The sequence below is a fragment of the Leptolyngbya sp. FACHB-321 genome (assembly GCF_014695975.1).
Taxonomy (GTDB): Bacteria; Cyanobacteriota; Cyanobacteriia; order Leptolyngbyales; family Leptolyngbyaceae; genus Stenomitos.
The window spans coordinates 16,366-28,081 of record NZ_JACJPI010000066.1; the positions used below are offsets into that span (position 1 = coordinate 16,366).

12 protein-coding genes are annotated in these 11,716 nt (G+C 50.7%); 7 read left to right on the forward strand and 5 right to left on the reverse strand.

The genetic code is table 11. From position 1 onward, the window contains the following. Positions 1-22: 22 nt before the first annotated feature. The 5 genes from H6F76_RS18075 to H6F76_RS18095 all read left to right on the forward strand — a co-directional run bounded on the left by H6F76_RS18075 (position 23) and on the right by H6F76_RS18095 (position 4,610). Positions 23-829, forward strand: a complete 807-nt coding sequence (locus tag H6F76_RS18075) for a hypothetical protein (protein ID WP_190510412.1) — start codon at positions 23-25, stop codon at positions 827-829. A 230-nt stretch (positions 830-1,059) separates the two neighbouring features. Next, the gene (locus H6F76_RS18080; RefSeq protein WP_190510414.1) at positions 1,060-1,587 is read left to right on the forward strand and encodes a hypothetical protein; all 528 of its coding nucleotides are present in this window, start codon (positions 1,060-1,062) and stop codon (positions 1,585-1,587) included. Positions 1,588-1,669: 82 nt separating this feature from the next. Next, positions 1,670-2,395 (forward strand): hypothetical protein, encoded by a 726-nt coding sequence (locus tag H6F76_RS18085; RefSeq protein WP_190510416.1) that lies wholly within the window; start codon positions 1,670-1,672, stop codon positions 2,393-2,395. Between the two features lie 10 nt (positions 2,396-2,405). Then, on the forward strand, positions 2,406-4,121 hold the full coding sequence (locus tag H6F76_RS18090) for a hypothetical protein (protein ID WP_190510418.1): 1,716 nt from the start codon (positions 2,406-2,408) through the stop codon (positions 4,119-4,121). Positions 4,122-4,403: 282 nt separating this feature from the next. Then, complete coding sequence (locus H6F76_RS18095; RefSeq protein WP_190510420.1) at positions 4,404-4,610, forward strand: hypothetical protein; 207 nt, start codon at positions 4,404-4,406, stop codon at positions 4,608-4,610. A gap of 362 nt (positions 4,611-4,972) precedes the next feature. Here the strand turns inward: H6F76_RS18095 and H6F76_RS18100 are convergent, their stop codons facing one another. Further along, a complete protein-coding gene (locus tag H6F76_RS18100) occupies positions 4,973-5,392 on the reverse strand; it encodes a helix-turn-helix domain-containing protein (protein WP_190510422.1) in 420 nt (139 codons plus the stop codon). Positions 5,393-7,522: 2,130 nt separating this feature from the next. Between H6F76_RS18100 and H6F76_RS18105 the strand changes: the two genes are divergently transcribed. Next, positions 7,523-8,905: a ParA family protein gene (locus H6F76_RS18105; protein WP_190510424.1), complete on the forward strand. Its 1,383-nt coding sequence runs from the start codon at positions 7,523-7,525 to the stop codon at positions 8,903-8,905. Further along, positions 8,898-9,692: a hypothetical protein gene (locus H6F76_RS18110; RefSeq protein ID WP_190510426.1), complete on the forward strand. Its 795-nt coding sequence runs from the start codon at positions 8,898-8,900 to the stop codon at positions 9,690-9,692. The genes H6F76_RS18105 and H6F76_RS18110 overlap by 8 nt, the downstream gene beginning before the upstream one ends. Before the next feature lie 119 nt (positions 9,693-9,811). Here H6F76_RS18110 and H6F76_RS18115 read toward each other — a convergent pair whose 3' ends face one another. From H6F76_RS18115 to H6F76_RS18130, 4 genes are all read right to left on the reverse strand, one after another. Then, a complete protein-coding gene (locus tag H6F76_RS18115; protein WP_190510428.1) occupies positions 9,812-10,198 on the reverse strand; it encodes a hypothetical protein in 387 nt (128 codons plus the stop codon). A gap of 210 nt (positions 10,199-10,408) precedes the next feature. Beyond that, a complete protein-coding gene (locus H6F76_RS18120) occupies positions 10,409-10,714 on the reverse strand; it encodes a hypothetical protein (protein ID WP_190510430.1) in 306 nt (101 codons plus the stop codon). Beyond that, entirely contained in the window at positions 10,708-11,346 is a 639-nt protein-coding gene (gene parA / locus H6F76_RS18125; RefSeq protein WP_190510432.1) for a ParA family partition ATPase, read from the reverse strand. Before parA ends, H6F76_RS18120 begins: the two co-directional genes overlap by 7 nt. Positions 11,347-11,474: 128 nt before the next feature. Then, positions 11,475-11,716, reverse strand: a 242-nt coding sequence (locus tag H6F76_RS18130; protein WP_206754394.1) for a hypothetical protein, incomplete at its 5' end; no start/stop codon positions are given.

Consider the following 11,716-nt stretch of genomic DNA (forward strand, 5'->3'; position numbering starts at 1 on the left):
AATATTCGTCAGAGGACAACTTATGGAACCCTTAGCTGGTGCAGGTTTAGAACCTGTACAGGAATCGTTTGGGCAAAAAACGACGGACTGTTCTGACACGGCTCAGGACACTCATTGGCGCAAGCTTGTACAACTATCGGACGTGCCCCGAACCTACACCTTTACCGAACTGTCTGAGTTACTTGAAGTCAACGAATCAACGCTACGTAAGCGCTGGTGGGAGAAGTTGGAGACGGCTTACCAACACTGCCCCGAAGCGCTCAGAGTCGAAGTACGCACCACAAAAGCAGGCAGTCCAGTGTTTGCCTTTACTGAGTTTGGGTTGCAAGTCTTTCAAGAGTTCAAGGCGGCAAACGAGGAAGGGTATGGCGATCGTTATTTGCAAGCCGTGGCGTTGCAATACCCAACACCGACAGCACCAGAACAGTTACCCGAAGCAGAACCAGCAGTCGTCAACGTTGAGGTTGGGAATCACACGATCGTCCTCACGCAACCGGAGCTACGACAGACGTACAGCCTGGAATCGCTGCGACAGAGCGAAGTGGTGGCGTTTGACGATCCGTTGGCCATTGCGGCTCAGTTCCTGCAAACTGCCGACGCGTTGACCGAGGAAATGCAGCGCGACATTCGAGTGCGGGAGCAGAAGTTGCAACAGACCCAGCAAGCGAAAGCTGCGATCGCCGAGAAAGCCACCGAATTCAAGCTGGAAGCACGTCTCTACCGCGAACGAACCGCCATGCTGGCTACAGCCCAAAGTCAGGAAACGCAGCACTTACAGCACTCTCTCAACACGCTGCAAACCCTGGGAAAGCCTCCAGCAGACGCTTGACGCGCCTGCTGCTCTTGATCGGGCTCATGGTGCTTGCCTGGGCGCTCTTGCGCGCCTCCATCCACTTATGCCAACCCAGCAAAACACCTCAACCCACCTGCCTGCCTGCCTAAGAAGTGTCAAAACGGCAGGCTCTGACCCTCAAAGGCCCTCTTTTGCTTGAAGCAGACAGGCAGACAGGCAGGCAGGCAGACAGGCAGACAGGCAGAAAACTTAGGAGAACTCAACCAATGACCATGCAACGCTGGCTGCAACGGAACCCTATGGAAGCAGGCGCGATCGCCCTCGGCGTGGGCATCGCCCTGCTGAACGCTGGCGGGATGAAAGACTCGCTGGCTAAACAGTCAGAGCTACGGTCGATTGTGGCTGCCAATCAAGAGCAAGTGCAGGCGCAGCAGCTTCTACAGGAGAAACAGAAGGGACTAGAGCCGATCGCCATGGATCGCTACCAGAAGGGCTGCGAGATGGTGCTCAGCTTTGACGTGATCGGACAGTACAAAGCATTGTCTGTCGGCTCCCCGGTGATTGATGGCAACGTCGCCAGCAAGGTCAGAAACCTGTCGCCCAAGAACTTACCACTCTCGGCAGTGCTGCCAGCCGGCTCAACGGTCTGCGATGCTTACGGCAACACTGCGGTACTGGAAAACAACGCCCAAGGGTTTCCGGTCGTGCTGTCGCTTGCGTCCACCGCCGATCGTGAGTTGGTGGCTAAGGCCATGCAACGGGTCAGGGCACGGCGGGCTGGAGTGCTGAAATGACAGCGAGCGACTCAGCAGCACTATGACTTCTATCAACTTTAAGCACACCAAATTCATGCACGACTCCTACGAGGTAGAACCAATGACAACCACGACAGACGGACAGACCGGGAAACAGCGCTGGCGTGATCGCTTCCGCCATACAGCCGACAGAGGGCGCGAAGTCTACGAGGAAAGCTGGGTCATGCGCCTCACTAGTTGGGTAATTGTCTCAGGGCTCATGGCAGCCATGGGCTATGTGAGTTGGCTGAACATCGCCCCTTATGTCGCCTTGGTCACGACGCTCGGTGTCGGCACTCCTAACTGGCTCACCGCCCTCCCTTTGATCGGCTGGCTTGTCACCGCCTGGTCAGCCGCGATCGTGACCGTAGTTGGTGTGCTGGTCTGGGCCTTGGTGCAAGCGCTGCAATGTCTCTGGTTACTCATCAGCCTCGACAAACAAGCGCTGCAAGGCGCAGTGCAACAGTCGCAATCGGGACGCTTTCTGATGAGCGGTCAGGCTGATCCCGCTGCCCGTTCGATCGCACGGAAGGCGCGCAAGATTCCTTACTTCTTCATCCGTTGGGGTGCGCTGCTCTCGCTCGGCGCTTATGCCTTTGATCTGGTTGTTGGTCTGTCGCTTTACCCCCCGGCTGCTTCCCTCAACACCTTCTTGTTTGCTCTGAGCGCTGGGCTGTGGTCAGGCCTTGATACAGGCAACCTCGCCAAATTGCTGGTCATGTTGTTCGCGTTTGAAGTCGTTTTAATTCTGTTCATCATTGCCCTGCAATGGGTCAACGCTCGTCAGGCAGCAGCGACTGCTCAATAAGGAAACGCTTATGCATCCCACAAAACTCATTCACGTCGATGACGCTGCCCTCGCGCAGATTCAGACTTTAGAGCAAGCAGCTCAAAGCGCGGTCACTCAAAGCAATACCAAATTCTTGCTCGGTGGCGTTGCCGTCTTGGGTCTGCTGGTTGTTCCGCTGGGTTTGCCAGCGGCGGCAATGGTTGCGGCTCCGTTGGTACTCATTGCCGTCAAACGCGCTGTAACATCCGGCTCTGCTGCTGCCTACATGAAGGAATCAGGCAACTTTGCACCCCTGCTGAACGATCGCCAACTGCTGAAGCTCACTAGCCTGGTCGGTAAGCAGACAGTGCTTGAGCAGCTTCAAGAGGCGTTGGAAGATGGTCAGTATCTCAGCGGGTCAGCGCTCGATTACCTGGAGCATTGCGGCATCAACACCACGCCACCCGACCTGAAGACGGAGCTTGAAGCCTACGACAAACGCCAACAGCAAGCGGCGGCAGTCAAGACGATTCATGTGACCGCTCAAACGGTAGAAGAAGCAAACCTGCTGGATGATGATGCGGCGACCGTAGCGCAGACAGCAGACAGCAGTGAGATTGCCCCCGTGAGTCTGATTGAGGCGATCGCGGCTGACCCTTCAAGCTTGTTCCTTTCTGCCCCGGTGCGGACTGGTAAAGGGGTGTTAATTGCCGCAGCCATCCGAGCCACCCAAAAGTTGGTTGCTAGCGGTAAGCATCCAGCCATCAAGTCGATCCGCTTTTGGTTTATCACCCCGAAGCAGTTCCCTGGTGAGTGGTGGTACTGGCAGACCGTTGATCAGTTTCACAACCCCGACTTGGATGCCGGCAACAAGGTGGCAGCAGTGCGGAGCATCTACCAGTTCATTGTGGAGTTCACAGCGCTGCCACGTGACCGCGAAAACCCAACCGTCTTAGGGATTGATGAGTTTACGCGCCTGTTGGGACTCGTCGCTAGTGTCAAGCTGTGCGAGGTTGATCCGGTGTTGTTTCAAGGCGACAACCAGGGCTTCGATCGTTGGCTGATCGATAAGGTGATGCTTAGTGCCAGCATGATGCAGGCCAATGGCTACTATGCTTGGGTGATCCTGCCAGCCAACACGGTCGGGGGTCGAGGGTTCAGCAAAGGTGACGCGGACTCGTTCAATGTGTTCACGCTGGCTTCTCCTGCTAACCTTGCCTTTGCCGATGGTAGTAGCGCTGCTTTTGCGGCCCCGGCGATCGCGGCTGACCATCCCGTGTTCAAGCTGGGGTTCAGTGCTGGTTACCGGAAGCGTGATCGTCAGTGGTACCCAGTACCCAACTTTGGCGACATCGTTGACCGCCGCACAGACAAAGAGTTGCCTGTAGAACTCACTAACCGCTGGCTTGCACCCATCCCCCAAGAAGAAACGGTAAAGGTTACTACCTTGCTAGACGATGGTGCAGCCCAGGCGCTCAACCAGGCCCCAGAAGCACAGCCAGAAGTCGATGAAAACGGGTTGATGATTGTGGAGTATCTAGCCATTCAGCCTGAACATTCCAGTTGCTCTGCGGTGCTGGACAAATTAGGCACCAAGTTAGAGCGACGTGGCCTGATTGAAAAGCGCACGGTAGAATGCCTCAAAATGTGGCTGGCTGAAAACAACCTACCCCTACCAAGCAAAAGCGCCACACAAGCTGAGGCACAAACGGAGCCTGAGCCTGCTAACGATCCACCCCCTAAGCGCAAACGAGTCACTGTATGAGGCTTAGTTATAGCAACGGATGCTGTTGGCGAATGTGCTACGAGTAGAACGACAAAAAAGTGACAGACGCTGAGAAGGTCCGATTCTTCGTTGCTAATCAATCCTTGTAGTCTTCTTGTAAGAGCGGTTGTCATACATTCACCAACAGCATCAGCAATGGACAAAAAGTGGTCGCAATGCTAGACACCAGGTCAAGCGACTCTACGGGGTAATTGACGAGGCGGAGAGCTTGAGCCCCAGATGAAGGTGCAGAGGCTTATAACCGTAGAATTCAGCCATTCATTGAACAATCTGGCGGTCAAGGCGATGATCGCACCAGCGCTTAAACAAGAGGCTGAGAGTCAACTGGTAACCGCTCTTTCACTGGGTCACAGGCTGGAAACTGCCAAGGAGAACGTGGAGGAGTCCAAGAAAACTGTACAGGGCATGCGAGCTCTAAACCAATATGCGCCTACTGAATTTTTGAAGGCTGGTCGGCTGGCGTTGTAACGACGAGATAAGGTAGCAGCAGAGAAGACTTAAAAACAGTCAAAGCAAAAGCCACAGCTAGCTATAGAGGACAGTCGTTAATCGTTTCTATACCGACTTAAATTCAAAAGTCGTCGGTAGTCCTAAACGAGTAAGGATGCTTAGAAATCCTTAATAGCATGGAGTCCATTGATTCGCTGCCGTGTAAAAAGCGTTAAGTATCTGCCCAAGACAGGAGCCCTAGTGTCGATTACTTCGTTAATCTCTTAGCTGGTAGCTGCAAAAGCATAAAAAAAGTCAGGATGCTTCAAGCCTGTAAGGTTGTCTCTAAGCTCTAAAAGCCTTGCGTACTAGGACGTATGCTCATCCTTACCTGTTTAGGACTACCAGTCGTCGTCCCACTTCAATTCTGAGCTTTCTGAAGAGTCACCTTTGTCTTTCTGCCGAATGCTGGGTAGCTCTGAGGGATCTCTCCATTTGTCAGGAGAGGCAATTTTGTACGTATTGGTGCCTCCCCGCCGGGATTCCTTTTCCAATAAACCAGCAGCGCAGAGAATTCTAAGCACCTCCTGAGCTTTTCTATGGCTCATACAACAAATGTCAGCAATGTTTCTTTGTCTGGCAAAACATCCCTTACCATTGCCCTGTTTGCTTTTCCCTTCTCTACGAGCAACATGGGCTAAAACCCTAAACTCATAGACATTCAGACCATAGTCATCCAGCAACGAATGAACAAAAAGAACTGAAGTGATCTCCTTTTCAGGAGGCTTCCATTGTTTGGGTTTCCGCGCCGACTGAACCATGAAATTAAACCAGAGAATTGTAAACTTTTGTTGCGCTGCTAGCCAGCTTGTTCTCTTGGAGCACTTGAAAACCCCTCTGCCCCATGAACTATCCTTTGGCTTGGCTAAAGCTCATGCTATTGACTTACCGTTAGTATAGCCTTCATAGGTATCTACTTGCGTTGTATATCCTTTTAGACGCATAAAAAGACATAGGTGGATAAGCATCATAAGACATAAGTCACTTACGCATATAAAAGCACTAGGTTAGGCATGAGAAGACATAACCCTAACGACGTTTTATGCGCAGGTATACGCACACAACGTCATTCGGTGATACGCATTGTGTGCGCAACTAGTCGCCTGAATGCTAGTTCCAGAGGGTGTTCCAATTCAGAGAACAAAGAAAACTCCCGCTTTCATACAGTATTCTGGACGAAGGCGAGAGTCTATTAAAGTTATTAGGATCAACCTAACATGTCTAACCAGCAATCTGTTGAAGTCCCGCAATCTGCTGCTCCACGACCTTCTTATCCACTCCCTGTGCCTACCTCTCCTAATGCTGCGATCTTGGACAGCCTAGTTACGGCAAGCCCTTTATTGTTGGCCTGCCTAACGATTAGTGTTTGTTTTTACCTCTCAGTTCAATTAATGGAGCAGGTTAACCGTTTTGTAGAGTTGGTCCGAAAGAAATAGTTGCGTAGAGACGCTCGGCTCTAGCATTGTTCGGGGATTGCATATGACAGATTTGTTTGCGCAAAGACTGTAGCAATCCCCTGAAATATGTTGAAGCTATCTCAGCATCAACTCTGCCACTTCTAAAGGGATTAACCTTTTAGGCTGTTCTCGCTGCTCAATTGCTACCCCCGCAGAAGGGCTACAACGAAATACGCTCCAAACCTTTAGACAAGGAATGGACTCGATTAAGAGACACTGCTGTTAAAAACACAAAAGCCTGAGAGGATTACTCTCAGGCTTTTGTTATTTCAAACGGACGCTCTACCACTAAGCTAAAACCCCATACATGGAGCTTACGGGATTCGAACCCGTGACCTTCCGATTTGCTGTGGTGACAGGAAGCTGAACCTTATCTACCTGATCTTATTGTAGCATTTTTTGAGCCGATTCTACCTATCCAAAGGCATACCCTGAAGTAGTTTTAGGCTGTTCCTGCTCAGTAATCTTCAAGCCGATCCATAATGAACTCGCCAAGCACTCACCCGACTACGTCTGACTGGGCAAACTTAACTTTGTACAAGCAATAGCCCTCACCGCTTGGGTTGCGCTGAAGAACCTTGACTTGGTCGCCTCGACAACCAATATGTCGGGCACATGCCTAGACAGAAGCTCCGTCTCGAAAATTAATCCGAGAGTCAGCATCTCGCATCCACAGGTAGTCACTTCTGCCGTCCCAGCAAACTTGCCCATACTTTTGAGCTACCCGTTGATTACTGAGTGCCAGGGTGACAAGGAAAGTGGTAAGTAGTACCGACGGGGCTTGCCCAAAAGGGAATGGATTTGAGACAGGCAGTTGCCGAGCTGGCCTGTTAACACTCTCACATAATCCCGGTGGAAAGTGGGAGCCTACGTGCAGCGCAAAACGGCAGTTGGGAACGAGGTAACCCTTGCCATGGCTCTCCTGATCACTGGATCGGGAGCAGGTAGTCAGCCGCAAGCTTGGTGAGGGAGGGATTGTCTCAGAAGCCAATGCCTTTGGGAAAGCCAGAGGATATGCCGACGGAGACACGACCACCAGGAAAGTCGCGTTGTGAGTCGCAATGCACACGTCATGAGCGAGTTAACGACTACGTATGGATGAAACGCCAGCTTCACAGTTGGTGTTGCAGTTGCTAAAACAAAGCCACTAAGCCATGAGTTAAGGCTGTATGCCAGCAGTTCATGGTATGCAAGACAAGCACCTGATGGTTGAGGAGCCGTGTGCCAGAAAACTGGCAAGCACGGTTTTGTAGCAGAGGGCAGGGCAGCGATGTCCTGCTCGACTGCATCACGATGCCTAGTAAGAAGCAGCCAACAAGTTTTTGTCCTTTGTTAATAAAGTTCTGGTAGCACCCTCATAAATAGGGCACTTTAGAAACGTCGTGCTGTTACGAAGCACTTCCATCTGATAGAGCACTTCAAAAAGGGCAGCTAATGGGTACTTCAACAGAAGGAGCGGTACTGATGGATTGGAGCACCGTTTTAGCTAATATCCCTCCACAAGCCAGGGAAACTGACGTTTGCACCCAATTTGTTCCCTACTTATTAGAGGCTCTAGGGTTTGGTGCCATGGAGCGAGCGGGCGAATTTGCCACTGGAGCAGGCAGTGACTGCGTTGATTTTGCCGCTCGCAAAAATACTGCGGACGATGTTTTCCTTTTCACTAAAAATGCTCCTTTCTTAATGGTTGAAGTCAAAGGACGTGCCACAGGTGCAGGCAGTCCCATCAACTTGACCGAAGGTTCTGTCCAGTATGTGCGGACGCGAGAACAGCTTAAACGGTATTTGCTAGCGCCCAATAGTAAGAGCGTTTACTGGGGCATCATCACTAATGCCACTCATATTCAGCTTTTTAGACATCACGGTAGGGTTGTCATACCAGCTACCAAGTGCATCGAAATCACTAGCGAGAACATCGAAGCTGTCATTAGCAACATTAAAAAGCTGATTGAGTATACGATTCGCAGCCTTAGTGTTTGTGTGTACAACAATAAAGGGGGCGTGGGCAAAACGACAACGACCATTAACTTGGCAGCAACTTTAGCGACTCAGAAAAAGAAAGTCTTATTGGTTGACTTTGACTCCCAGCGTGATTTAACAACATCGCTAGGGCTACAGCCGAACAATATCAAGTTATCTGAATGCTTAAAAAATCGAGCTTTAGATATTCGCTCGACGATCGTGCCTTATAAGTTAGTTCAGAAGGCTAGCAAGGTTTATCACATTTTTGACGTGATACCAGCCGATCTCGGCATGGAAGCGTTCACTCAGGATACTCAAGCCCGTGTTCAGAAAGCATCTGCCCGGCTGAGAGACCTGCTGAAGCCCTTTATCAATGAGTATGACTACATCTTGATTGACTGTCCGACGCAGTGGGTTTTCTTCAGTCAAAGCGGACTCTATGCCTCTGACGCTGTACTCATTCCAACACGCCATGATGACCTCTCATCGCTGCGCAATGCTGCCAGAGTGGTCCAAGAGTTTGTGCCCAAGGTAAAGGAGTTAAGACAGGACGGCGGACCGATCTCGCTGCCCATTTTCTTCAATGGCAGCCCTTCTGGTGGGCGTTCCATTGATCTGGCACGGGGAGAGATTGAGCAAATCATTCGAGAAGGGAAGACAGCCAGCAATTTCAACTTGGCACCCTACTTCTTCCCCAAGATCAAGCCCGGCGACGAAAACAAGACTGTATTCAATCTTCCAGACTATGCTGTCGTGTCTAGCTCCGCTTTTGCCCGCGTTCCGGCTGTGCTTAAAAACAAGAAAATTCATGAATATTATCTCGCTTTAGCCAGGGAGTATTTCTTAAATGACTGATTTTGATAATGTTGGGCAACTCATGTGTCTACCGTTCGACACGATTCAGCCCTCTGACCATTATGTTGCTCCCTCTGAATACATCGTTGCTGCTGCTGCAGAGGCGCTCTTGAAGACAGGAGGGCATAACTGGATACCGCTGATTGTGGAAGAAGAAGCAGATTATGAGTACCGAGCCATTACTAACCACTTTGTCTATGTGGTTGCGGCTCATGCCGGTTTGGAGGAACTCTGGTGCCTTGTCATCAAGTCCAGCACGCCAGATATTGAGCAAGCTCGTATTCTAGCTGGTGAAGTGACGCCGAAGGTTGACCTGACAACAGCTTCCAGGGAGACGATTAAATCGGTCTTGAAAGCTCTTGTTAACCAACCAGAAAGCCCCTTGAAAGGTGTTGACGCGACAATCGCCGCTGGTAAGATTGCGGCTGAAGATCGAAGCACCTGGCAAGACTTCACCCCGATTATCAAGCTCAAATGTGGCATCACTAAGGGTAAGAAGCTCGATGCCTTAGCCACTGCTTTTTATCTGACGCCGCCCCCGCCACTGCCAGCACCACCGGTTGCCATCAGCGTCAAGCAGGCATCGAGAGCAGCAATCTTGGAGCGCTTGGCTTACTTAACGAGCCATAAGATTGGTGGCTTTGGCACTGTTGATCCTGACGCCGTATCTGATCTAATTACCAGTGCCGATCGAAGCAAGTGGAAGAGCCTGAACCCAATCACTAAATTAGACTGTGGCATTGACACTGCAAAACTCAAAGCTCTAAAGACTCTGTTTACCTTATGAGCCATACCCACCTTTGTATAGGGCATCGTGCCGCTATCCGTGCGAAAGTTTAGCATAGCGCCTGAAACGTAGTCTGAATAAGCACTCTAGCTTTTACTGACAATTACCCTGAACAAAGCTTAGGATTTCCCAAGCTCTTTGGCTGCCAATTCCAAGTTGACCTTTAACTTGATTCGCTCAGTCTCTATCTTTGAAAGCTGCTTGTCCATCGCTTGTGCAAGCCTTAAATGCACTGTCTTATCTATGGAGTGCTGGAAAACTTGCCCCATATCTTGCTTCGCTAATGCTAGCTGTAAGCTCTTATCAGCTTCTACTGCTTTAGTTTTGCTGAGTACGCAGCGCTGTCTCAATTCGCGCTCAAATACTTCAAGCTCTGAGGCGATCGCCTGTAATGACTGGAGCACCTTGCTGATGTGGCTTGAGAAATTATCTTCCCCTGATTCGCTCTTGCCAAGGAGAGCAGCTTTCATGGCTTCTAATTCTATGTCGATGTGATCATGCTGCATAGCTAGTAGGGACCAGAGGGGGGTTGAACCTATTCACCCGAGTCTAAAGGAATCCTGAAAAATGTGATGAGGGATTGCCCATCTGACTGCATCTACAATCTTGACAGACACCTTTTGAGGCTAAAGCTGGCTAAAATACCCGAGTTTTCCGAGTCGGCTTTTTACGTAATCACTTAATCACTTACTCACTTGATTCAGTAACTACGTAATTCAGTAACCGTGCGCTCTAAGCCAATCTTCTGCCGCTTCCCGTAACAGCTCGTTCATGCTTTGGTCTGTTTCAAAGCTGGCTCGTTTTAGCCGTTTATACTGCTGGGTTTCCATGTCAAAACTGATACGATGCGGGTATGGCTTGCCTTTCTTTTCAGGCAATAGGACTGGCTCTGTGACCGTTGGCAGCGGTGGTGGTTGCTGGCTTTGCAACTCTGGGTCTAACCCAGCATCATTCACCCATGTATCAGCAACCTGTGGCACCGTGGACGGTTTCTTGGCAATACGGCTACGTTTCTCTACCACTTGCTTACCTCCATCAGTTTCAAGACTGCTTTTGCCAAGTTTTTAATCTCGGACGCTGCTGCACTGCTGGGCGACAGCTCCATAACCGTGTAGCCAGCGCTGGACTCTGAGAAAACTACACGCTGAGCGATTGCTGTCTTCAGGACTGGCAACGCGTAATCAGCTAGAGCACTGTCAATCTCCTTACCGATCGCACTATTGCCGATTCGCCGGTTGACCACGAAGGCTGCTTTGATATCGGGTTTGAACTGCTGCGCCTCTTTGACCAACTCCACTGTCTCTGAAGCTGCCCAGACATCGTAACTGGATGGTTGCACTGGAATCAGTACCAGGTCTGCTGCGAGGATGGCAGAACGCGCCATAGCGGACACACGCGGTGGTGTGTCAATGACGCAGTGGTCATAAGCCTCTAAAAGTTCTGGTAGGTCCCGGTGAATCGTGTTGCGAGCGAGTCCAATGACGGGGAATGGAGACATACTATCTCTAGCGGCGGCCCAACTGCTAACACTGCTTTGCGGGTCAGCATCAACTAGGAGCACACGCTTTTTAGCCAAGGCGATCGCGTGTGCCAAGTGAATCGATAAGGTTGATTTCCCAGCACCTCCCTTCAGACTGGCAAAGGCAATGATCATTTTCAGTAATCAAGTGAATCAGTAATCAAGTGATTCTACGCCTGTTAGTTACCTGGCAAGTTTTTTACTTATTCACGTAATCACCCAGGTACGTAATTAATGAATCACTTGCTCACGTACTCAAGTATTCACGTAATTATTGCGTCAGGAGCAGCGCCAACTTGCTGGCGCTGCTCCAAGTCATCCAACCTCGATCGCACCGTGATCGCTTTCGACTTCTTCAGGTAGAGGGCGATCACCCCTCTCGCTACCTCGCTAGGAGTCTGCCCGGTCGCCTCGCAGATAGCTATAATTTCCCCATACCAAGCTGGAGGAATGCGACATCCTACCATTGGCTGCTGACTCATAAGAAAACCTAAATTGCTAACGG